The organism is Burkholderia pyrrocinia (genome assembly GCF_018417535.1).
Lineage (GTDB): Bacteria > Pseudomonadota > Gammaproteobacteria > Burkholderiales > Burkholderiaceae > Burkholderia > Burkholderia pyrrocinia_E.
Window position 1 is genome coordinate 956,606 of the sequence record NZ_CP070978.1, and the last position, 21,591, is coordinate 978,196.

General features: G+C 68.3%; 19 protein-coding genes. 3 read left to right on the top strand and 16 right to left on the bottom strand.

Translation table 11 applies throughout. The features are described 5' to 3' along the window. Window positions 1-5: 5 nt before the first annotated feature. The 5 genes from JYG32_RS22360 to JYG32_RS22380 form a co-directional block, all read right to left on the bottom strand. Window positions 6-1,055: a C45 family autoproteolytic acyltransferase/hydolase gene (locus JYG32_RS22360; RefSeq protein WP_213267006.1), complete on the bottom strand. Its 1,050-nt coding sequence runs from the start codon at window positions 1,053-1,055 to the stop codon at window positions 6-8. Between the two features lie 20 nt (window positions 1,056-1,075). Continuing rightward, on the bottom strand, window positions 1,076-1,804 hold the full coding sequence (gene glnQ, locus JYG32_RS22365; RefSeq protein WP_047903568.1) for a glutamine ABC transporter ATP-binding protein GlnQ: 729 nt from the start codon (window positions 1,802-1,804) through the stop codon (window positions 1,076-1,078). Beyond that, window positions 1,801-2,457, bottom strand: coding sequence for a glutamine ABC transporter permease GlnP (gene glnP / locus JYG32_RS22370; protein ID WP_213267007.1), 657 nt, complete (start codon window positions 2,455-2,457; stop codon window positions 1,801-1,803). Before glnP ends, glnQ begins: the two co-directional genes overlap by 4 nt. A gap of 66 nt (window positions 2,458-2,523) precedes the next feature. Beyond that, window positions 2,524-3,276 carry a glutamine ABC transporter substrate-binding protein GlnH gene (gene glnH, locus JYG32_RS22375; protein ID WP_174381006.1) on the bottom strand — a complete coding sequence of 251 codons (753 nt, stop codon included), beginning with the start codon at window positions 3,274-3,276 and terminating at the stop codon, window positions 2,524-2,526. A gap of 522 nt (window positions 3,277-3,798) precedes the next feature. Next, complete coding sequence (locus tag JYG32_RS22380) at window positions 3,799-7,338, bottom strand: ABC transporter ATP-binding protein/permease (protein ID WP_213267008.1); 3,540 nt, start codon at window positions 7,336-7,338, stop codon at window positions 3,799-3,801. A 120-nt stretch (window positions 7,339-7,458) separates the two neighbouring features. Here JYG32_RS22380 and JYG32_RS22385 point away from each other — a divergent pair, with 120 nt between their 5' ends. Beyond that, window positions 7,459-8,406: a LysR family transcriptional regulator gene (locus JYG32_RS22385; protein ID WP_213267009.1), complete on the top strand. Its 948-nt coding sequence runs from the start codon at window positions 7,459-7,461 to the stop codon at window positions 8,404-8,406. Between the two features lie 42 nt (window positions 8,407-8,448). Here the strand turns inward: JYG32_RS22385 and JYG32_RS22390 are convergent, their stop codons facing one another. Next, entirely contained in the window at window positions 8,449-8,820 is a 372-nt protein-coding gene (locus JYG32_RS22390) for an MAPEG family protein (RefSeq protein WP_174381009.1), read from the bottom strand. A gap of 302 nt (window positions 8,821-9,122) precedes the next feature. Between JYG32_RS22390 and alr the strand changes: the two genes are divergently transcribed. Next, a complete protein-coding gene (alr, locus tag JYG32_RS22395) occupies window positions 9,123-10,244 on the top strand; it encodes an alanine racemase (protein ID WP_213267010.1) in 1,122 nt (373 codons plus the stop codon). 160 nt (window positions 10,245-10,404) lie between these two features. On the opposite strand, the gene JYG32_RS22400 is transcribed toward alr, so the two are convergent. Next, a complete protein-coding gene (locus tag JYG32_RS22400) occupies window positions 10,405-11,199 on the bottom strand; it encodes an enoyl-CoA hydratase (protein ID WP_213267011.1) in 795 nt (264 codons plus the stop codon). Window positions 11,200-11,385: 186 nt separating this feature from the next. Beyond that, complete coding sequence (locus tag JYG32_RS22405; RefSeq protein WP_174381012.1) at window positions 11,386-12,807, bottom strand: MFS transporter; 1,422 nt, start codon at window positions 12,805-12,807, stop codon at window positions 11,386-11,388. A gap of 132 nt (window positions 12,808-12,939) precedes the next feature. On the opposite strand from JYG32_RS22405, the gene JYG32_RS22410 reads away from it, so the two are divergent. Then, window positions 12,940-13,821, top strand: coding sequence for a LysR family transcriptional regulator (locus JYG32_RS22410; protein WP_174381021.1), 882 nt, complete (start codon window positions 12,940-12,942; stop codon window positions 13,819-13,821). A 16-nt stretch (window positions 13,822-13,837) separates the two neighbouring features. Here the strand turns inward: JYG32_RS22410 and JYG32_RS22415 are convergent, their stop codons facing one another. The 8 genes from JYG32_RS22415 to JYG32_RS22450 all read right to left on the bottom strand — a co-directional run bounded on the left by JYG32_RS22415 (window position 13,838) and on the right by JYG32_RS22450 (window position 21,562). After that, window positions 13,838-14,296 (bottom strand): DUF3592 domain-containing protein, encoded by a 459-nt coding sequence (locus JYG32_RS22415; protein ID WP_213267012.1) that lies wholly within the window; start codon window positions 14,294-14,296, stop codon window positions 13,838-13,840. Between the two features lie 10 nt (window positions 14,297-14,306). After that, window positions 14,307-14,891 carry a hypothetical protein gene (locus JYG32_RS22420; RefSeq protein ID WP_213267013.1) on the bottom strand — a complete coding sequence of 195 codons (585 nt, stop codon included), beginning with the start codon at window positions 14,889-14,891 and terminating at the stop codon, window positions 14,307-14,309. 178 nt (window positions 14,892-15,069) lie between these two features. Beyond that, on the bottom strand, window positions 15,070-15,435 hold the full coding sequence (locus JYG32_RS22425) for a response regulator (RefSeq protein ID WP_174381015.1): 366 nt from the start codon (window positions 15,433-15,435) through the stop codon (window positions 15,070-15,072). A gap of 36 nt (window positions 15,436-15,471) precedes the next feature. After that, entirely contained in the window at window positions 15,472-16,431 is a 960-nt protein-coding gene (locus JYG32_RS22430) for a chemotaxis protein CheX (protein ID WP_213267014.1), read from the bottom strand. A gap of 22 nt (window positions 16,432-16,453) precedes the next feature. Further along, window positions 16,454-17,026 carry a hypothetical protein gene (locus tag JYG32_RS22435; protein WP_213267015.1) on the bottom strand — a complete coding sequence of 191 codons (573 nt, stop codon included), beginning with the start codon at window positions 17,024-17,026 and terminating at the stop codon, window positions 16,454-16,456. Continuing rightward, a complete protein-coding gene (locus tag JYG32_RS39475) occupies window positions 17,023-17,751 on the bottom strand; it encodes a methyl-accepting chemotaxis protein (protein ID WP_213267016.1) in 729 nt (242 codons plus the stop codon). Before JYG32_RS39475 ends, JYG32_RS22435 begins: the two co-directional genes overlap by 4 nt. A gap of 22 nt (window positions 17,752-17,773) precedes the next feature. Continuing rightward, window positions 17,774-20,158, bottom strand: coding sequence for an MCP four helix bundle domain-containing protein (locus tag JYG32_RS22445; protein WP_213267017.1), 2,385 nt, complete (start codon window positions 20,156-20,158; stop codon window positions 17,774-17,776). 393 nt (window positions 20,159-20,551) lie between these two features. Then, the gene (locus tag JYG32_RS22450; protein ID WP_213267018.1) at window positions 20,552-21,562 is read right to left on the bottom strand and encodes a succinylglutamate desuccinylase/aspartoacylase domain-containing protein; all 1,011 of its coding nucleotides are present in this window, start codon (window positions 21,560-21,562) and stop codon (window positions 20,552-20,554) included. Window positions 21,563-21,591: the final 29 nt, after the last annotated feature.

The following is a 21,591-nucleotide window of genomic DNA, read 5'->3' on the forward strand; positions in this document are numbered from 1 at the left end:
CATGGTCAGGACGCGCCGTGCGCGCGCCCGGACGGCACAATGCGCGTCGCGAAGCGCTGCGTGCCGTGCTGGTGAATGGTGAAATCGATCGCCGCCGCGCCGATCGCGAACACCGCGGTCGCGAGCGTGTTCTCGTCGTCGGGGTCGGCCGGATCATCGCGGTAGATCGGCAGCCCTTCCGGCGCGCGATCGCCGAGCACGCGCAGCAGCGCGGCTTCATCGATCGCGTCGATGCCGGGCGTCAGCGTGTCGACGCACCGCTGGCGGTCGGCCGACGATTGCGTGACGATCTGCGCCTCTGCTTCGCAGCCGGGATGCACGAGATGGTTCGCATGGCCCGCGAGCCGCGTGACGTCAACCACCGAACAACGCGCGGCGCTCGCTTCGATGCTCAGCAGCCGCGCATCGCCGGTCGCGCCGAGCGTGTGATGAAAACCGCTCGCGCGGGCATGCAGGCGCAGTACGTCGGCTGCCGCGTCGAGCGACGTCGCATCGAGCACGGCGCGCGCGAGGATCATCCGCGGCACGCCCGGTGCCGGCGTGCGGATCCGCAGGTTGTTGATCGCCTGCGCGATGCCCGCTCGGTTCGCGGCAAAGGTATGGCCCGGCAGCGAACCGGGGTAATAAAAACTGATGAAGCCCGGCTTGCCCGCAGGCTGCACGTCGACGAGCAGGCAGCGCTCGCGCAGGAACGGATCGCCGTCCTCATTGTGCGCGATCCAGCGCGTGCCGTCCGCGCCGCGCGCGGCGAGCGTCGTGCAGCCGTCCGGCGCGTTATGGATCAGCTCGCCGCGGCAATTCCACAGAAAGATGTCCTCGGCCGGCCAGCCGATGCCTGCCGCGATCCCGTCCAGTTCCGCGACGAGATCGGGGTACGCGGCCAGCGCGGCCTGCCGCAGCGCGCCGACGAACGGATGGCCGCGCCAGCGACGCACGGCCTGCCACGCGCTGCTCTGCTGCATGTACACATCGAACACGGGGCGGGCGAGCTCGCCGAGGCGCACGCCGATGTCGAACGGCGCGCCGGCGATGACGGGGGAAAGGGAAAGCGGCATGTCGGATGTTTCGGTTTCGTTCAGGACACGTGTTTCAGGAATTCCTTCAGGCGCGGCGTCGGCGGCCGGTCGATCAGGTCGACCGGATGGCCGTCCTCGGCAATCCCGCCCTGATCCATGAACAGCAGGCGCGTGCCGACCCGCTTCGCAAAACCGATCTCGTGCGTGACGACGATCATCGTCATCCCTTCGGTAGCGAGATCCTGCATCACTTTCAGCACTTCGTGGCGCAATTCCGGATCGAGCGCCGACGTCGGCTCGTCGAACAGCATCAGCCGCGGCCGGATCGCGAGCGCGCGCGCGATCGCGACGCGCTGCTGCTGGCCGCCCGACAGCTCGGACGGGTAATGATTCGCGCGCGATTCGAGGCCGACCTTGTCGAGCAGCGCCATCGCCTGGTCGCGTGCTTCGGCGCGCGATGCGCCGCGCACCTGGATCGGCCCGAACATCACGTTCTCGAGCGCGGTCATTTGCGGAAACAGGTTGAACTGCTGGAACACCATGCCGGCTTCGAGCCGGATGTTGCGGATCGTCGTCGCGTTGCCGCGCACGCTCTGGCCGTCGACGAGCAGTTCGCCGCCGGTGATTTTCTCGAGCGCGTTGATACAGCGCAGCATCGTCGATTTGCCCGAGCCCGACGGGCCGATCACGACGACTACCTCGCCTGCGTCGATCTTCAGGTCGATATGCTTCAGCACCGGCACGTGGCCGAAGCTCTTCGACACGTTCTGGAATTCGATCATGCTCATAGGATCCGCATCCTCTTTTCGACGAGCCGCAGCGTCAGCGTCATCGCGCCGGTCAGCAACAGGTAGATGACAGCCACGGCGCTCCAGATCTCGACCGCCTGGAAATTGCCGGCGATGATTTCCTGCCCCTTGCGCGTCAGTTCGCCCACGCCGATCACGATGAACAGCGACGTGTCCTTCAGGCTCACGATGCACTGGTTGCCGAGCGGCGGAATCAGCCGCCGGAACGCCAGCGGCCCGACCACCTTCAGCAGCACGCGCGGCATCGACAAGCCCATCGCGAGCCCGGCTTCCGTCAGCCCCTTCGGGATCGACAGCAGCGCGCCGCGCACCACTTCCGCGAGATACGCGCCGGAATTCACCGTGATCGCGATGATCGCGGCCGTCAGGCCGTCGATGCGGATGTGCGCGAGCAACGGCAGCGCGAAATACAGGAACATCACCTGCACGACGATCGGCGTGCCGCGAATCAGTTCAATGTAGACCTGTGCGAGCACGTTCATCGCCTTCGGTCCGTATGCGCGGAACATGCCCGCGATCATCCCGACGATGAAACCGCCTACCAGCCCGAAAAGTGCGATGAACACCGTCAACCGGACCCCGTCCATCAGGTCCGGCAACGCCGCCCAGATCGCCGACCAATCGAAATTCACTTGTCGCTCCCCGTTCGATTCAAGACCGGCGCGGCCGCACGGCCGCGCGCTGTTGCGCCGTCACGCTCACATCTTCGGCGGCTCGGCGCCGAACCACTTCTTGTAGATCTGCGCGTAGCGGCCGTCGGCCCTGATCTTCACGAGCGACGCGTTGACCTTCGGCACGAGCGGGCTGCCCTTCGGAAAACCCATCCCGTACTTGTCGCCGCTGACGGGCTGGCCCGCGACCTTCACCTTGCCCTTGCCTTCGTTGTTCACGAAGAACAGCACGTTCGGCGTGTCGTGCATCGCCGCGTCGACACGGCCGGCTTCAAGCGCGAGGTAGGCCTGGTCGATGTTCGGGAACTGGCGGATCTCCTTCGGCTTCAGGTGCGCCTTGATCCAGTCGATCGTCGCGGTGCCCGTCTTCGCGGCGATCACCTTGCCGTTCAGGTCGTCGATCGACTTGATCGTCGTGTTGCCGGTCTGCACCATCGCCGCGAGGCCGCTGTCGTAGTACGGCGCGGAGAAGTCGATCGCCTTCTTGCGCTCCTCCTTGATCGTCATCCCCGACAACGCGACGTCGATGTTCTGCGTCTGCAGCGCCGGGATCAGGCCCGCGAAATCCATCGGCTGGATCGTGTATTTCCAGCCCTGGTCCTTCGCGATCTCCGCCCACAGGTCGAGATCGAAGCCGACATACTTGTCGCCCTGCTTGAACTCGAACGGCATGAACGACGTATCGGTGCCGACGACGAGCGTCCTGGTATCCGCGTGCGCGAGGCTTGCGCCGAGCGCGGCAACGACCGCGACGGCTTTCAGGAAGGAACGGCGACTCATGGTTTCTCTCCGCATGATTGAGCGATGTGACCGGCCAGCCGGCCGGCGGGAACGACGACATCAAGCCACACCGCAACATGCGATGTCGAATTAGACATTAGTGCAACATGTGTTGTCAATCGCGATACTACGACAACAAAAAAAGTCCGCAACGGAAAAATGCATCGAGACAAACCCGGGCCGCGCGGGCCGGATAGATCAGAGGAAACGGGGGGATGGCCGGGGCGGAATGCGCGGGCCGGAGCGCGCCGCGCGGACGGGCGTAAGGCGGACACTTGAACGGAGGGTCGCGTCGGCTGGTGCGGGCCGGCACGACGGCCGTCCCGTGCAACGCGTGCGGCAGGATGACGATGGCGCCATCGCCGCCACCCGCGCATTCGTTCGCGCGGACGGTCGGCGATTCAACCAGGCGCCGCGCCGGGACCACCGTGCGCGCCAGGCCGGCAACCGCCGGCGCGGTTCAACGAACGTTGCGGGATGCGCGCGTCAATGCCGGCCGGCGGCTCGCCGATGCAGCGTCGATCACGCCGCGACCCCGCTCGCCTGATGCGACACGAGCCGCGCATACGCGCCCTGCCGCGCCAGCAGGTCCGCATGGCGCCCGGCCTCGATGACGCTGCCCTGCTCGATCACGAGGATCAGGTCGGCATTGCGCACGGTCGACAGCCGGTGCGCGATGATGATCGACGTCCGCTGCGTCATCAGGTCTTCCAGCGCCGCGCGGATCTGCTGCTCGCTGATCGTGTCCAGCTGGGACGTCGCCTCGTCGAGGATCAGCACCGGCGCATCCTTCAGGAACGCGCGCGCGATCGCGACGCGCTGGCGCTGGCCGCCCGACAGTTGCACGCCGCGCTCGCCGACGCGTGTCGCGAGCCCGTCCGGCAGCCGCGCGACGAATTCGCCGAGCGCCGCATGGTCGATCGCGCGCTGCACGTCCGCGTCGGATGCGCCGTTCGCGGCGAGCCGGATGTTCGCTTCGAGCGTGTCGTTGAACAGGTAGGTATCCTGCGCAACGAGCGCGATGTGCTGCCGCAGGTCGTCGAGCCGCAGGTCGCGCAGGTCGATGCCGCCGAGCGTCACGCGGCCCTGCTGCGGATCCCAGAAGCGCAGCAGCAGGCTTGCGACCGTCGACTTGCCGGCGCCTGATGCGCCGACCAGCGCAACCGTGCTGCCGGGCGGCACCTCGAAGCTCACGCGGTCGAACGCGGGCACGCCGCGGCCCGGATACGTGAAGCGCGTTTCCTCGAAGCGCACCGACGGGTTGCCCGGCATCGGCTGCGTGCCGTCCGTCACGGTCACGGGCTCCTTCTCCAGCGCGCGCAACCGTCGCGTCGACGCGATCGTGTCGGCGAGCTGGCGCGCGACCTGGCCGATCTCGGCAACCGGCATGAACGCGGCCACCGCGACCAGCACCAGCAGCGGCAACGACTCGCGCGGAAACCAGCCGCGGGCGCACAGCAGCGCACCGAGCGCAGCGACGGCCAGCCCGCCGAGCCCGCTCGCGATTTCCAGCGCGGCGCTTTGCGCCGACAGGTCGTCGAGCAGCTTCGCGCGCTGCTTGCGGTACGCATCGACTTCGGCCACGAACGCTTCCCGCCGGCGCGCGATCGCCTGGAACGCGGTCAGCTCCGCGAGCCCCTGGATCGTTTCGGTCAGGTGCGCGCCGAGCTGGCCGAGCGCTTCGCGCGCACCGGTGCCGAGCCGGTCGACGTCGCGCCGGGCCACCACGGGCGCCAGCCCGGCCCACAGCAGGAACGGCAGCAGCACGAGCGCGAGCGGCCATGCCACCGACGCGAGCAGCACCAGCACGCCGGCCGGCACGAGCACCGCGACGAACGCGGGCGCCAGCGTGTGCGCATAGAAATACTCGACCGTCTCCACGTCCTGCGTCGCGAGCGCGACGAGATCGCCGGAGCGGCGGCGCAGCAGCCCGGCCGGCGCAAGGCGTTCGAGCGTCGCGAACAGCGCGATGCGCATTTCCGCGAGCAGCCGGTACGCCATGTCGTGCGCGAGCCACGATTCGAGCCAGTGCAGCACGGCCGCCACCGGCGCGATCACGAGCAGCGCCGCGACGAGCGCGGGACTCGCGGGAGCGGCCGACACCGCGCCGACCACCAGCGCGCCGATCACGCCGACGCCGATGAACGCGAGCACGCGACCGATCCCGAACAGCACGGTCAGCGCGACCTTGCCCTTCCACGGATACACGAAGCGCAGCAGCGTCCGCAACGTTTCCGGCCAGCCGATCGTCGCCGCGTCGTCGTTCAGCGGCCTGACCTGCTGGCCCGACGACGCACGCGCGGTGGCGCCGGCCGTCGTCGCCGCGCCAACCGATTCGGCGACCGCTTCCAGTTGCGGCCCCATCAGCCGGCGATACGGACCGTCGCGCGCGATCAGCGCCGCGTGCGTCCCTTCGTCGACCACCTGCCCCTGGTCGAGCACCAGGATGCGATCGGCGCCGATCACGCTGGACAGCCGGTGCGCGAGCACGAGCGTCGTCCGCCCGCGCGTGAGCCGGTCGAGTGCCTGCTGGATCAGCGCTTCGTTTTCCGCGTCGACCGACGACAGCGCCTCGTCGAGCAGCAGGATCGGCGCATCGCGCAGCAGCGCGCGGGCAATCGCGATGCGCTGGCGCTGGCCGCCCGACAGCATGAGCCCGCGTTCGCCGATGCGCGTCGCGTAACCATCGGGCAGCGCCGAGATGAAATCGTGCGCGTTGGCGGCGCGCGCGGCCGCGATCATGTCCGCGTCGCTCTCGTCGGGGCGGCCGAGCCGCAGGTTGTCGGCGACGCTGCCGTCGAACAGCGTCGCATCCTGCGCGACGACCGCGATCATCTCGCGCACCTGGTCGGCATCGAGCGCGCGCACGTCGCGGCCGCCGATGCGGATCGCGCCGCCCTGCGCATCGTGCTGGCGCAGCAGCAGGCGCACGATGGTCGACTTGCCCGCACCGCTCGGGCCGACGATCGCCACCGTCTCGCCTTCGCGAACCGAGAAGCTCAGCGCCGCGTGCGCGTCCGCGCGGCGCCCCGGATACGCGAAGCTGACGCCGTCGAACACGATCTCCGGCCGCAGCCCCGTCACGCGCGGCGCGTCGGCGGCCGGCGCGTGGCTGCCCGCGTCGAGCAGCGCGTGAATCGCATTCGCCGCCGACTGGCCGATCATCCCCTGGTGCAGCACCGCGCGCAGGTCGCGCAGCGGCCGGAAGATTTCGCTGCCGGCCATCAGCACGATCAGCAGCGCCTCGAGGCTCATGTCGCCGTGCCGCACGCGCCACGCGCCGACCGCGATCGCCGCGGCCGCACCGAGGCCGGTGCCGAGATCGGTGAAGAGCCGCGTCAGCAGGCCGAGCGCGAGCACCCAGAACGTGCTGTCCGACAGCGCGCGCGCCTTCGCCGCCAGCTTCGCGCCGAACGCCGTGCTCTGCCCGAACGCCTTCAGCGTCGGCAGGCCCTGCACTGCATCGAGAAACTCCTCGCCGAATGCCTTGAAGGCGGCCGAGCGTGCGAGCGCCGCGCGCCGGTCGGCGCGATGCACGAGCTGCGGCAGCGCGAGCGTGACGAGCGCCGCGACCAGCAGGATCGCGGCCGTCGGCACGTCCCACCATGCGAGCACCGCGAAGATCATCACCGGCGCGCACGCGGCGATCACGAGCTGCGGCAGGTAGACGCCGAAGAAGGTCTGCAGTTGCTCGACGCCGTCGACGACGGCCAGCATCACGCCGCCCGTGCGTTCGCCGCTGAACCAGGCCGGGCCGAGCGCGGCGATCCGGTCGAACAGCCGCGCGCGCAGCGTGGCCTGCACGCGCCCGGCCGTGTGTTGCGCGAGCACCGTGCGGCGATGGTCGAGCCACGCGCGCAGCAGCACGCAGGCCGCCGTTGCAACGACGGCTTCGGCGATGCTGCGCACCGGCGCGCCGGAAAAGACCAGTGCCAGCACGCGGCCGAGAAACACGAAACGGAGGATGCCGACACCCATCGCGAGCAACCCGAGCGCGACGGCCGCGGCCACCCGCCCGCGTAGTCCCGCCATCATTGCCCATAGTCGTCGGTCGAAATACATGAAGCCCTCCAGTCGGGGTTTTGGTGCGGTTTTTCTTGACCGGATCGAGGCTACCCGCGCCGCCCGCGCGCGGCAAAAGATGATTTTTCAACGGGTGTTGAGTCAACTACAATACCCCGCATGTCGCACCTTCCTCCCCTTAGCGCGCTGCGTGCTTTCGAGGCGGCTGTCCGCCTCGGCGGGTTCGCGCGCGCGGCGGCCGAACTGAACGTGTCGACCAGCGCGGTCAGCCACCAGATCCGCGCGCTCGAGGAATCGCTCGGCGCGCGGCTGCTCGAACGCAGCACGGGGCTCGGCGGCATCGGCCTCACGCCTGCCGGCGCACGCCTGCTGCCGGCCGTCAGCGACGCGCTGTCGCGCCTGACCGACGCCTGCGCCGAGATTCGCGGCACCGCTCAACGGCTCACCGTTTCCGCCAACGCGCCGTTTTCGTCGATGTGGCTCGCGCGCCGCCTCGCGGAATTCTCGTCGCTTCATCCCGAAACGCCGCTGCATGCCGTCGTGCTCGACGACGAGCCGGATTTCGCGCGCAGCGGCGTCGATCTGGCGATCGTGCACGTGCCCGCGCACCGGCTGCGGGCCGACAACGACGTGCTGATGCGGGAGACCGTGTTTCCGGTATGCAGCCCCGAGCTGTATCCGTTCGCATCGGGGTACGTGTGCCGCTCGCGGCTGCTGCAGGAGATGCACGAGGACAGCCCCGAGATCGACTGGCGCAACTGGGCATCGGAGTTCGGCTTGCCGGGCGACTTCGAGACGAAGATCGTCCGCTACAGCAGCTTCAGCCAGGTGATTGGTGCTGCGGTAGGCGGCGCGGGCATCGCGCTCGGCCGCGTGCCGCTCATCGAGCCCGAACTGCGCAGCGGGCGTCTGGTGCCGCTGGTGCCGGGCCTCCAACGCGATGCGTCATGGCGCTTCGTGCTGCGCCGCCATCCGTCGACGCGGCACCGGCTGCTCGATCCGTTGATCGCGTTCCTGCGCCGCGAAGCGGATACGCCGCCGTTCGTCGCCAAGATCGTTGCGCCCGCATCCAACGACAGTCACGCGCGCGGCGCGGGCGGCGCGTAGCAGCGCCGGCACGCGAAGCCGGCACCGCCTTTCAACGGCCCGTCACGGCGCGGCGAAGAACAGCGCGACGACGCACGCCATCCCGCCGAACCACACGAGCGAACGCAGCGACGCCCAGTTCAGCAGGTACATCAGCGGATAGACGACGCGGCTCGCGACGAAGCCCATCGCGAGCTGGTCGACGTGGTGTGCATTCGCGCCGTTGTGCCACGCGACGACCAATGCGGCCGTGAACAGCGCGAGCGCTTCCCACGCGTTCTGGTGCGCGGCCTGCGCCCGCGCGCGCCAGCCTTCGAGTTTCGCCAGGTACGCGCGCGGCGCACGGTTGTCGTAACCCTTGCGGGCCTTGGCCAGGAACGTCAGCGGGAACGGCAACAGCGCCACGATGAACAGGCACAGCTGGGACGTCGTCATCAAAGTCTCCTCCTTTATGATTACATTGATCAATGACAAAATCGCCGAGAGCTTAGCATTGCGCCGCGCTGTTCGCGCACCGATTTTCTAGACGGGAAACTCGGCTGCACGTGCCGCCGACAACCAAGGCCAGCGCGGGTCCGCCACCAAAATTTCCACCAAATCATCCATAAATACGTTAATTAAAACTGGTCGAACACCAATAAGATAGCGCTCAACACTGGCTCGGCGCGTTACCGCGCCGGCCTGCCGATCCGGGCGCGCCGCCGCGCGCCGAACGACATCCGACCCGAGCCATCGCCATGCCCCGTCCCATCGTCGCCCACATCCGCCCCGACGCGATCCGCCACAACCTCGACTTCATCCGCCGCACCGCCGCGCAATCGCGCGTGTGGGCCGTGATCAAGGCCAATGCATACGGCCACGGCATCGAGCGGATCTACCCGGGCCTCGTGGCCGCCGACGGCATCGGGCTGCTCGATCTCGACGAAGCCGTGCGCGTACGCGAACTCGGCTGGGACAAGCCCGTGCTGCTGCTCGAAGGTATCTTCGAGCCGGCCGACGTCGAACTGGCCGATCGCCACCGGCTGACGGTGGCCGTGCACTGCAACGAGCAGCTCGACCTGCTGATCGCGGCGAAGCCGCAGCAGCCGATCGACATCCAGCTCAAGATGAATTCCGGGATGAACCGGCTCGGCTACCGGCCGGCCGCGTTCCGCGCCGCGTGGGAACGCGCGGCAAGCGCACCGTCGATCGGCAGGATCACGCTGATGATGCATTTCGCGAACGCGGACGAAGGCGAGGTCGACTGGCAGCTCGACCAGTTCGACGCGACCACGGCGGGGATTCCGGGCGAGCGCTCGGTATCGAATTCGGCAGCCGTGCTGTGGCATCCGCGCGCGCACCGCGACTGGGTGCGGCCCGGCACGATCCTGTACGGCGCATCGCCGACCGGTGCGTCGCGGCATATCGCCGACACGCCGCTGATGGCCGCGATGACGCTGACGAGCAGGATCATCGGCGTGCAGACACTGTCGCCGGAAGAAACCGTCGGCTACGGCCGCCGCTTCACGGCCGACCGGGCGATGCGGATCGGCGTCGTCGCGTGCGGCTATGCGGACGGCTATCCGCGCCACGCGCCGACCGGCACGCCGATCGCGGTGGACGGCGTGATGACGCGCGTCGTCGGCCGCGTGTCGATGGACATGCTGACCGTCGACCTGACGCCGTGCCCCGACGCGGGCATCGGCTCGAGCGTCGAGCTGTGGGGCGACCAGGTGAAGGTGGACGACGTCGCGCAAGCCAGCGGCACGATCGGCTACGAGCTGATGTGTGCGCTCGCGCGCCGCGTACCGGTCGTGATCGTGCCGCCCGGCGCGTCGACCGCTCAGCCGGCGCTGCGGACCGGGAGCTACGGGCGCTGACCGGGGTCGATGCGGCGACGTGCTACCGCGTCGCCACACATGCCGCTTCATTTGCGGGCCGCGGCGCCCGTTTGCATTCCGGCGGACAGGAAACCCGAGCTGGCGAAAACGCGTGAGTTGCCGCCCTTTCGCTCCGCTCGACGCATACGTCCGGCGCGCCCTACGAACGCCACGTCGGCTTCCGCTTCTCGAGGAACGCGTCGATCCCTTCGCCCGCATCCTCTTCCATCATGTTGCGCGCCATCACGTCGCCCGCATACGCATACGCTTCGTCGAGCGGCAACTCGCGCTGGCGGTAGAACATCTGCTTGCCGTAGCGCACCGCGGCCGGGCTCTTCGCGACGATCTCCTCGACCTTGCGCGCGACGGCCGCGTCGAGCGCGTCCTCCGGCACGGCCTCGTTGACGAGCCCCCACGCGGCGGCCGTCGGCGCATCGACGAAGCGCCCGGTCACGAGCATGTCGAACGCGCGCTTCACCGCGACGTTGCGGCTCAATGCGACGGCCGGTGTCGAACAGAACAGCCCGACGTTGATGCCCGATACCGCGAAACGCGCGGTATCGGCCGCGATGGCGAGGTCGCACGCGGCGACGAGCTGGCAGCCGGCCGCCGTCGCGATGCCGTGCACGCGCGCGATCACCGGCACCGGCAATGCGCGCATCGCGAGCATCACGCGGCTGCACTGCGCGAACAGCGAGCGGTAGTAGTCGAGTTCCGGCTTGCCGCGCATCTGCCGCAGGTCGTGGCCCGCGCAGAACGCGTTGCCTTGCGCGGCCAGCACGACGCAGCGCACGTGCGGATCAGCCGCCAGCGCACCGAACGCGTCGTGCAGGCTCGCGAGCATCGCTTCGGACAACGCGTTGAACTGCTGCGGCCGGTTCAGCCGCAGCGTGACGACGCCGTCGCGCACCTCGCGCAACAGGATCGGCTCGGCAGTCTCTTGATCGGGTTCCATGATGTTCCGCTCGACGGGTTTCGGCAGGATTCGATGCGGCACGAACGGGCGGCGATGGCGCACGCGCGTTCGCGGCATACCGATGAAATGGTCCTCCACATTCCGCGCGGCGTCCAGTCGAGCGGACGCATGGCATGCACGGTGCCGCGTGCCACCGTGCCACCGCGCGACCGGGCGATTCGCGCGTCAGCGCCGCCGGCGCGCAGTCTTCGCCGTGCCTGCCGTCCGCGCGGCAAGGGCAGCCGTCGCAAACGCGACGCAACCGACCGCCGCGACCGCCCACAGCGCGGCGGTCGGATTCGGCAACAGTATCGTCGCGGCGCTGGCGATGGCCACGCCGAACAGGCTTCCTGCCTGTCTCGCCGCATTGAGGAACCCCGACGCCACCCCTGCCGCGTCGGCGGGCACCTGTTCGAGTACGGTCGCGATCATCGGCGCCACGGACAGCGCGGTCCCGGTGCCGAATGCGGCCATCGCCGCCCAGGCCACGGGCCAGGGCGCACTCAGCGTAAGTGCGGCCGCGAGTGCCGGAACGGCCAGCGCCGCCATCCCGAGACCGTTCGCCATCAGCCGGACCGGGTGCACGCGGCCCTGCAATTTTCCGGACAACACGTTGCCGAGCGACAAACTCAGCGCGAACGGCAACAGCGTCAGCCCCGTCTGCCGCGCACTCATGCCGAAGCGCCCGTGCAGGTACAGGCTCAGGACGAACAGCAAGCCGAAGTAGCCGACATAGACAAGGCTGCCCATCAGGTTCATCGCGACGAAGGTGCGATTGCGAAACCACGCCAGCGGAACCATCGGATCGCGCGCACGCCGCTCGATGACGATCAGCGCGCCGGCAGCGAGCCCGGCGACCAGAAGCGCACACCGGACTTCCGCCGCACCCGGGCCGAGCGTGGGCAATTCGATCACGGCAAAGCACAGCGCGCCGAGCGCCATCGCAGCGACGCACTGGCCGGCCCAATCGAAGTGGCGCGCATGCCGCGCGACCGACGCCCGAACGAGCATCGCTGCTCCTGCAAAGGCGACCGCGCCGGTCGGCACGTTGATCAGGAACGCGCTGCGCCAGCCGAAATCGTCCACGAGGATGCCGCCCAGCACCGGCCCCACGGCCACCGCAACCGACGCGATGCCCGCCCATACCGCAATCGCCCGCGCCCGCTCGGCAGGCACGTCGAAGGTGCTGCGCACGACCGCGAGAGACGCGGGTAAAAAGAGCGCGGCACCCATGCCCTGCACGAATCGCGCGGCCACGAGGATCGCCACGGAAGGCGCGAAGCCGCATCCCGCCGATGCAGCGACGAACAGCGCCAGTCCCGCGAGGTAGACGTGCTTGGCGCCGAACCGGTCGGACAGCGTGCCGCCCGCGAGAATCAGCGCGGCGAAGCTGAGCGTGTACGCGTCGACGATCCACGCGAGCTCCGCGACCGTCGCGCCGAGACTCGCGCGCATCGCGGGCAGCGCAACGTTGACGATCGTCGTATCGAGTACCGCCATGAACATTCCGATCGCGACCAGCGCAAGCGTGAAGCGGCGTTCGCGGGCCGTCGGGCGGCACGCTGCCGGCAGCGATACGGGAACGGAAACAGGATTGCAATCGGGCATGAAACCTCCGGGCAGATTTCCGGAGTCTAGGAACTGCACGCGATGCAGAAAAGTGGTAATTTCGCATTTTCCTGATGCAGATATGCATCACCACTCCCCGTCGCCACCTGCCCGATGACACTGCCGACCCGCATGAACTGGGACAACGCCCGCTTCTTCCTGGCCCTCGCGCGTACCGGCACGCTTCGCGGCGCCGCGGCACAACTGAACGTCGATCAGGCGACGGTAGGGCGTCGGATCGCCGCGCTCGAAGACGAACTCTCGGCCCGCCTGTTTCTCCGAACACCGGCCCTCTATGTGCTGACGACTGCCGGCGAAGCGCTGCTCGAACCCGCCGAAACGATGGAACGGGCGTCGCTCACCATCGAGCGACGCGTGATGGGGCTCGACGAGCAGCTTGCCGGATCCGTGCGCATCGCCACGACCGACTCGCTCGGCAAGCGTTTCGTGATTCCGGCCATCGCCAACCTGCGGCGCCGGCACGCGGGAATCGACGTCGCATGCGTGACGTCCGCGGAAATCGCCAATCTCACGCGTCGCGAAGCGGATCTCGCGATTCGCACGTTGCGGCCGGAATCGCCGGACCTGATCGTCCGGCGGCTCGGGCATCTCGAAACCGGCATCTACGCATCGCGCCGTTATCTGGCCGAACGCGGCGAACCGACGCCGGGCCATGCGTTCGAAGGACACGATCTCGTGATGTACCAGCAGCCGGTGATGCCGACGATGTGGGATGCGCTGTGCGGCGAACCGACGTCGCGCGGCCGCGTGATGTTCCAGACATCGTCGACGATGATGCTGGTCGAGGCCGCGCTTGCGGGGCTCGGCATCGCGGAGCTGCCGTGCTTCCGCGCCGAAGCCGAGCCGGAACTGGTACGCCTCATGCCTCGACGATGCAATCATTTCGACGTGTGGCTCGTCGCGCATGCCGATCTCTACAAGACCGCACGCGTGCAAGCCGTGATCGAGGCCGTCGTCGACGAATTCTCGTCCGCCGCGCCCTCGGGCCGGTAACGAACGGGCTACCGATTCAGCGCGCTACCGGGTTCCGCACGCTGCGCCATGCGCGCACGCCCGACCACAGGTGCCCGACGCCGGCGACGAAAAAGACGGCGCCCATGATGCCGAAGGTCACCACGCTGCCCCAGATCGCGCCGAACGTATTCATCCGCGCGGTCATCGCGGGCGCCTCCGGTGCGTAGCGCACCTCGACCGCCGCGCCGTCCTGCACGCTGACGTCGCCGCCCTGCGGGTATTCGACATGCTCGCCCGCGAGCGTCGTGAACGCGATCTCCGGATGATGCGGGCCTGCGTTCAGCTTGACGACGCGGCCCGGCACGACGACCGACGTCCGCAGGAATTCGCGCGTCGATTGCGCGTACATGACGACGCCGATCAGCATGCACGTGCCCACCACGGTGAACACCACGCCCTTCGCGATCAGCATCTCCGTGTGCTGCGCGGCCGCGCGGGCGGATTCGGGCGCCATCTCGCCAGCCCTACGGGCGTGACTGATAGAACGACACGTCGATCGTCGACTGTGTCTTGCAGCGGTACATCACGCCGCGCCCCGTTTCGTCGGTTACCCCTTCGTACGGGCCGTTGCAGCCCGTGACCTTGTAAGCCGCGAACGGGATGCGCTTGCCGTCCGTCGGCCGGACCAGCACCGGAATACGCCCGGTCGGGCCGTCGCCGACCATGCGGACGAGCACCATGCGCGCCGTGTCGATCGGCGCGGCGGAACGCACGTAGGCCGTGCGCCCTTGCGCATCGGTTACGCCTTCGAATTCGATTTCCTTGTTGTCATGGGCCGCGCTCGTGTAAAGCGCGAACGCATAGCGCGTATTCGGCAGCACCTGTTTCGTCGCGGGATCGTGCAGCACGAAATAGCAGCCGTTGGGACCCTTCCCGGCCGACGCCAGCCCGTCGGCCTGCGTGCGGTTGCACGTGTACGACGAACCGCTGTCGGCGGCGGCTTGCTGTCTAGCCTGCTGCCCGGTGCTTGCGCATCCGACCATCAGCGCGGCCACCAGCGCCACGCATGCGCCGCGCGCGAGCGCCGTCTGATCGATTTTGATTTTCATTGGAATTTCCGTTCCTGATTGTCATGGATGCCGGGCGTGATGCGCATGACGCGCAGGCACGCCGCCCTCGGCATCCGGCAGGATACGGACATCTCGGTGCGCTGTAAATTGCGCGCGCTACCCGAACCGCAGCGTTGAACGCGGGACCGGTATCGGGCCCGCTCCAGCTCGATGCGCGTCAGCCCGCGAGCTTCTTCAGCGCGTCCAGCACCGCGTCGCCCTTGAACGGCTTCACGATCCAGCCCTTCACGCCGGCCGCCTTGCCGCGCTCCTTCATCGCCGGGCTGCTTTCGGTCGTCAGCATCACGACGTTGACCGCCGTGTTCGCCAGTTCGCCGCGGATCTTCTCGACCATCGTCAAGCCGTCCATGTTCGGCATGTTCACGTCGCTGATCACGAGGCGCACGCCGGGCGTCGCCTTGAGCTTCGCGAGCCCGTCCTTGCCGTCGACGGCCGTCGCGACGTCGAGCCCGTGATTGCGCAGGAAGCCCGCGACCTCGTCGCGCACCGTGCCCGAATCGTCGACCACCAGAATCCTTGCCATGTCGTATTCCCCTTTCCTTGTTGCTGACTTCAACATTCAAAACAGTTCGAGTTCACCCGATTCGACCATCGGCCCCACGTCCTGCACCGATTCGCGGAAATCCTCCGGCGACCAGCTCAGGCTGAACACGAAACGCTGGTCGAGACAGACGGACCGCCCCGACGCGGGATCGGTCATCCGGTACTTGAAGCAGAGCTGCGGACAGTCGCCGCCGAACGAGATGAACTTCTGCTTGTGATTGACGACGAGCGGCACCTGCACCGGATGGCGCGCCAGCGCCTCGGCGTCGCCGAGATAGCGGTTCTTGAACGCCCCCCACACGAGGTTGGTCAGCTCGCCGAGCACGCTGTTCACGTCGCGGAAATCCGGCGCACGGCCGTCGTCGCGCGTGCCGCCGATCATGTCGAGCAGCGGCTGCTCGCGCGTCTGCAGCAGCATGTAGCCGCGGCACCACGCGCTTTCGAGCGCGATCAGGCTGAACACTTCGCCGAAGATGATCTGGTCGCGGACGATGCACGGCGTGTCGTGCTCGATCGTCATGCCCGGGAACAGGCTGTCGATGCGCGCCTCGGTAATCTCCGAGATGCCGCGCACGAGCGCGTTCGGGTAGTCGCGGCCGAACAGGTATTCGTCGATCGCTTGCTTGAGCGGCGTCATGTCGTCCGCGACGTAGGCCGCGCACGCCACCCGCGCAAGCGCGTCGGGCAACCCGTCGCGCGACGCGAGCGACTCGCGGCGCAGGATGATCGGCAGCTCGGGCCGCAGCGCATCGATCTGCGTCGCGATGATCGCGCTTTCGGCCGGCGAGCCGCCGTAATCCTCGGCGAGCAGGATCGCGCCGAGATCGATGTTCGAGCGCAGCACCTTCAGCAGCCGGCTGCGCCGCACGGTCAGGCAGACCAGGTTGTGCTCGTCGCAGAAACGCTTGATCGCATCGGCGTGCGCGCGGCTGTCGTCGAGCACGAGCACCTTGCTGACGGGTTGGTCTTCGGTCATGCCAAGGGTTCCTAATGGTCGGTCAGAAAAGTTCGAGCTCGCCGCCGGTGTCCACCGCGGCCGTTTCCGGCACATGGAAATCGACCCGCGCGTTCGCGCACACGCACAGCGTCGCGCCGACCCGCACGTCGCCGTCGAGCGTCAGGTCGTATGCGGCCACGTGATCGGGCGCGAGCGCGGGCAGGTAGTCGATGCTCGCGCCGCTCAGCAGGTAAGGCGTCGACATCCCGAGATCGGGAAACGGCGCGGTCAGCGCCTGGTTGATCGCGCCGCAGCACAGGTTCGCGACTTCCATGAACGCCTCGGGCAGCGGCCGCTGGCTGCCCGTGCCCGCCGTCGCACCGGCGAAATGGCGGCGCGTCGCATCGTCGTCGCTGAAGCGCAGCGCGAGCAGCAGGCGGAAATGCAGTGCCGAGATCGTCAGCACCGCGACGTGCTCGGGCACCTTCGGTTTCGATCGCGACTTCGCGTGCGCGTGATCGTGCGCATCGCCGGCCGACGGCCGGATGTCGCACGCGCCGCCGGACGCGAGCCGCGTGCGCGCCGCATCGAAAAAGATCCGCTCGAAGCCGGCCTTCGCCTGCGCGCTGATCACGCCGCCTCTCCTTCGATCCGTGTGTGCAGTTGCCCGGCCAGCGTCTCGACGGTCGCAAGCGCGGCCGTGATCATCTTGCCGCCGGCCTGGATGTCCTGAAACGTCGCGGCCGTCACGAGATCGTTGCGGTTCAGGCTGTCGCGATAGCTGTTCGACAGTTGCTGCGAACGCGCGGCCAGCCCGCGCACCTCGCTCGCGACGATCGAGAAACCGCGCCCGGCCGTGCCCGCACGTGCCGCCTCGATCGACGCGTTCAGCGACACGATCGACACATGCGCGACGATCGCCGACAGTTCCTGGTTCTTCGAGCGCATGTCCTGGTTCTGCGTGGTCAGCGAGATCATCTGCTCGTGCCAGCGCTCGAACGTGCCGGCGAGCCCGCGCAGGCGCGCGGCTTCGTCGGCGATCTTCATCGCATGCTGCGCGAGCGCGGCGCGGTCGGCCGACAGCGCCTGCAGCGCGTCGCGCTGCGTGCCGGTCGCTGACGCCTCGCGCGCCAGCGCATCCTCGAGCTGTGCCTCGCGTTGCGCCCATGCGTCCGCTGCTTCGGCATGTGCCGACGCCGCTTCTGCCGCCCTCGCGTCGGCCGCGTCGAGCGCGCTGCGCAACGCGTGCGCGTCGCGTTCCATCGCCGCGACGAGCCGCTTGCGCGTCACGCGAAACACGACCGCCGCCGCCACCGCGACGACGAAGCCGCCCGCCAGCGCGGCGGCGATCTGGGTCATCCACGCCTGCTCGATCACGCCGTCACTCCGCTGCGCCGACGTCCGCGATGCGCGTGCGCTCGTGCGCGGCGCCGTGACCGGCACCGTCCGCCGCGAAACGCGCCGGCAGCGACACGATCGTCTCGAATGCGCGATACGGCGCGCCGACGCGATCGTCGGTGAAGCGCAGCGCGATATCGCCGCCGTCGCGCTTCAGGAAGTTGCGCACCGCGTCCATGCCGACGCCGCGCCCCGACACTTCGGTCACCGCTTGCGCGGTCGAGAAGCCCGGCCGGAAGATCAGCTCGGCCACCGCGTCGTCGGACAGCATCGCTTCGTTGTCGGCATCGATCCAGCCGCGCTCGCGCGCGATGCCGCGAATCCGGTCGAGCGCGAGGCCGCGGCCGTCGTCGCCGAGCACGAACCACAGTTCGCCGCCGCCCACGCCGACCGCGATGTCGATCGTGCCGGACGCCGCCTTGCCGGCCGCGCGCCGCTCTTCGGACGACTCGATCCCGTGGTCGATCGAATTGCGCAGCAGGTGCATGAACACGTTCTTCAGCGTCGCGCCGATCTCGCTGCGCACGCGATGGCCGTGGCTGTCGATATGCACGACGGGCGCCGGCTTGCCGAGTTCGGCGGCAAGCGACGGCAGCGACTCGATCACGCCGCCGAGCGCATCGCCGATGCCCTGCGTGCCGAGCTGGCTCAGCATGCGGCGCACCGAATCGCGGGCCGCCTGCCAGTCGGCCGCGTTCGCCGGATCGGCACCGTCGAGCACGCGCAGGCTCTCGCTGATATGCGCGCGTTCGACCATCAGGTAATCCGCGCCGCCCTGCGCCGGTGCGCCGCTGCGGCCGAGCGTGACCGCGTTGATCGTCGCATAGCGGTCGACGGCCTCGCGCACGCGCGCCAGGTCGTCCATCAGCGCATCGCGGTTCCACTCGGGGCCGCCGTCCGCACGGCGCAGCGATTCGTACGCCTGCTCCGCTTCGTGGACGATGTTCGTCAGGTGCTGCAGGCTGTACGTGCGCGCATTGCCCTTGATCGTGTGCATGTTGCGGAACAGCGCCGCGACGATCGAGTGATCGGCACGCTCGTGCTGGCGGATCATCCGCTCGTTCTCGCTGAGGAAGCCCTTCGCGCTGTGCACGAAGTCGTGGAACTTGTCCTGGCTGATCGACAGAATCTCGCCGATCATCTCGAGGCGGCGCTGCTGCTCGCCGGCCTGCGCGGTCAGCTCGCGAATCTCCGTCACGTCGCGCACGCACAGCATCAGGCGCACGACCGTATCGGTCTCGTCGGTGATCGCCGACCAGCTCAGGTCGAGCCATTTCTCGCGGCCGTCCGGCATCCGCTTCGCGACTTCGTTGACGAGCAGGTGGGCGTTGAACTCGAAGTTCATGCTGTCTTCGCCGAGGCACGCGTGCACGGCGGCGTCGACCTGCGAGCGCGCGTCGGCGCCGATCGCCGAATCGTCGAACACGAGCGCCATCAGGTCGCGGCCGGCGATGTCGTTCGTCTCGAAGATGGTTTCGAGGTACGCCGAATATTCCGCATGCACGATGCCGCCTTCGACGACGGTCAGGATCCCCTGCTGCATGTTCTGCAGCATCGCCTGGATGTCCGCCGTCTTCTGCTTGAGCTGTGCGGCGTTCTCCTGGATCTTCTCGATCATCCCGTTGAACGCGACGATCGAATGGCCGATCTCGTCCATCCGGCCCACCGGCACGCGGCGCGTGAAATCCTGGCTCGTCGCGATCTCGCTCATCATCGTCTGCATCCCGATCAGCGGGCGCGTGATCTGGCGATACAGCACGAAGCCGAGCGCGGTCAGCAGCACGATCACCGTGCCGGCGACGCCCGCGATCGCGGTCGCCGTCGTCGCGAGCATCCCGTTCAGCGCGCTGATCGCGTCGTCCTTCTGGCGGTTCTTCTCGACGCGCAGCGTGTCGACGATGCTTTCGAGCTCGTCGCGATACTGCGCGACGTTCGCGAACAGGTAGGCCTGTGCCATCTCGGTCTTGCCGTCCGCCTTCATCTTCACGGTGTCGTCGATCGCCTCGAAATAGTTCGCGGCGCTGTCCTTCGCCTGCGTGACGAGGCCTTCCTGCGCGTGGCCGACCGCCGATTTCGCCTGCCCGTCGAGCGCGGCGCGCAGCGCGGCCTGCTTCGCCTTCAGCTCGTCGCGCGCCTGCGCGGCAGTGTTCGCGTCGGGCGCGTAGACGAGCGTCATCGTCGCGATCTGGATGTTCTTCACATCGGCGACGAGATCCGCCGACGCGAGCGCGCTCGGCACGATTCCCTGGGTAACCTGGCGCACCTCGGACGCGCTCTTGCGCGTCTGGTACACGGCATAGATGCCGATCGCGGACAGCGCGAAGAACGTCAGGACGACTAGCAGCGTAATGCGATGACGGATGGTCATGAGTCCAGCTCCCCGCAGCGATCCGGCTTCGATCGCCGTTTGGTCTATTGAAAGAATATGAGCGCCGAATTATCGGGGATGGTGTATGACTGTCCGATGACCGTTAATCAATCGATCATTGAGGAAATTGGAATGATTAATTGCGACGTGAAAACGCTAAAGTTTTTTGCGGGTTTGCCGTTAACCTCTGGCCGTCCACGCCAGAAAGGCTGCGGAGTTTGCAGAATCGGCGGAGTAGCGGATATTCATTGTTTTATTCGTGTTCCGCCAAATCGATTTTATTGAATAACGGTAAAACGTTTGCGCATTATCGCGCGAGTCGATTCGTTTGCGCCCCTTCATGCGGAAAATACCGGATGCGATGCGCGGGCCCGCGCCGGCCCGCGTCGTCGTTCACGGATCGAGCGCGCCGCCCGACCAGCCGGCCGACGGCCGCGAACCCGTCAGCTTCAACGCGACGTCGCCCTGCGCGATCAGCCGCTCGCGGTTGCGCGTGACGATGCGCCCGGCCTGCGGCGCGACCAGCACATGCTCGCTGCCGGGCACGCCCGGATGCGCGACGATCCGCGCGACGCGCTCGCCGGCCTCGACCGTCGCGCCGAGTTCGCGTTCGTAGACGAGCACGCCCGACACGGGCGCGATCACCGTCTCCATGTGCGCGATCGGCACGGCTTCGCCGTGCCAGTCGGGCATGCCGGGCAATTCCGCGATCACGCCGCGGCCGCGCAGGAACGCGAGCACGCCGTCGGCGTCGCGCTCGGCGAGCGCGTCCGACACGTCGGACTGCCCGCGCAGTTCGACGGTCGCGACGAGCCGGTCGCGCAGGCCGCCGTCGCGCGCCCAGTGCGCGGCGACGGCGCCTTCGAACGCGCCGTCGTCGTCCTCGTCCCACAGGATCGCGACATCGGCACCGAGCGCCGCCGCGAGGTCGCGGCCGGCCGGCCACAGGTCGCGATGCAGGTACACGTACGGCAGCGCCTCGGAATCGGTATGGAGATCGAGCACGATGTCGGCGTCGCACGCGGCGGCAAGCAGCGTGCGCTGCCACGCGGCGAATGTCGTCGCGGGCCGGCGCATCGCCGCCGATTCGTGGAAATGCCGGTTGAAATTGCGGTGCGTCGTTTCGTGGAAGCGGCCCAGCAGCCGCCCCTGCCGGAACTGCGCGAGCCCGAGCGGGTTGGCCTGCGGCACGACCGTCACCGTGCCGCGCAGCACGCCGCGATCGTGCGCCGCGCACAGTTGCGGCAGCAGTCGGTCCAGCACGAGCATGCCCGCGATCTCGTCCGCATGCACGCCGGCCTGCAGGTGCACGCGCGGCCCGTCGCCGGCCGACAGCCGCCACGCGCGGATCGCGAGCGGCTGCCAGTTGTCGCCCGGCACCTGCCAGGTCAGCATTTCGATCATCGTCTTTCCTCCTTCAGGACCGGTGCGTC

What these genes read in the sequence shown, in the direction of transcription:
- alr (WP_213267010.1), top strand. Translation starts at nt 9,123, where the DNA reads ATGCCCCGTCCCATCGTCGCCCACATCCGCCCCGACGCGATCCGCCAC.
- JYG32_RS22450 (WP_213267018.1), bottom strand. Translation starts at nt 21,562, where the DNA reads ATGATCGAAATGCTGACCTGGCAGGTGCCGGGCGACAACTGGCAGCCG.
- JYG32_RS22410 (WP_174381021.1), top strand. Translation starts at nt 12,940, where the DNA reads ATGAACTGGGACAACGCCCGCTTCTTCCTGGCCCTCGCGCGTACCGGC.
- JYG32_RS22380 (WP_213267008.1), bottom strand. Translation starts at nt 7,338, where the DNA reads ATGTATTTCGACCGACGACTATGGGCAATGATGGCGGGACTACGCGGG.
- glnH (WP_174381006.1), bottom strand. Translation starts at nt 3,276, where the DNA reads ATGAGTCGCCGTTCCTTCCTGAAAGCCGTCGCGGTCGTTGCCGCGCTC.
- JYG32_RS22400 (WP_213267011.1), bottom strand. Translation starts at nt 11,199, where the DNA reads ATGGAACCCGATCAAGAGACTGCCGAGCCGATCCTGTTGCGCGAGGTG.
- JYG32_RS22360 (WP_213267006.1), bottom strand. Translation starts at nt 1,055, where the DNA reads ATGCCGCTTTCCCTTTCCCCCGTCATCGCCGGCGCGCCGTTCGACATC.
- glnQ (WP_047903568.1), bottom strand. Translation starts at nt 1,804, where the DNA reads ATGAGCATGATCGAATTCCAGAACGTGTCGAAGAGCTTCGGCCACGTG.
- JYG32_RS22420 (WP_213267013.1), bottom strand. Translation starts at nt 14,891, where the DNA reads ATGAAAATCAAAATCGATCAGACGGCGCTCGCGCGCGGCGCATGCGTG.
- JYG32_RS22430 (WP_213267014.1), bottom strand. Translation starts at nt 16,431, where the DNA reads ATGACCGAAGACCAACCCGTCAGCAAGGTGCTCGTGCTCGACGACAGC.
- JYG32_RS22405 (WP_174381012.1), bottom strand. Translation starts at nt 12,807, where the DNA reads ATGCCCGATTGCAATCCTGTTTCCGTTCCCGTATCGCTGCCGGCAGCG.
- JYG32_RS22390 (WP_174381009.1), bottom strand. Translation starts at nt 8,820, where the DNA reads ATGACGACGTCCCAGCTGTGCCTGTTCATCGTGGCGCTGTTGCCGTTC.
- JYG32_RS39475 (WP_213267016.1), bottom strand. Translation starts at nt 17,751, where the DNA reads ATGACCCAGATCGCCGCCGCGCTGGCGGGCGGCTTCGTCGTCGCGGTG.
- JYG32_RS22425 (WP_174381015.1), bottom strand. Translation starts at nt 15,435, where the DNA reads ATGGCAAGGATTCTGGTGGTCGACGATTCGGGCACGGTGCGCGACGAG.
- JYG32_RS22445 (WP_213267017.1), bottom strand. Translation starts at nt 20,158, where the DNA reads ATGACCATCCGTCATCGCATTACGCTGCTAGTCGTCCTGACGTTCTTC.
- JYG32_RS22385 (WP_213267009.1), top strand. Translation starts at nt 7,459, where the DNA reads ATGTCGCACCTTCCTCCCCTTAGCGCGCTGCGTGCTTTCGAGGCGGCT.
- JYG32_RS22415 (WP_213267012.1), bottom strand. Translation starts at nt 14,296, where the DNA reads ATGGCGCCCGAATCCGCCCGCGCGGCCGCGCAGCACACGGAGATGCTG.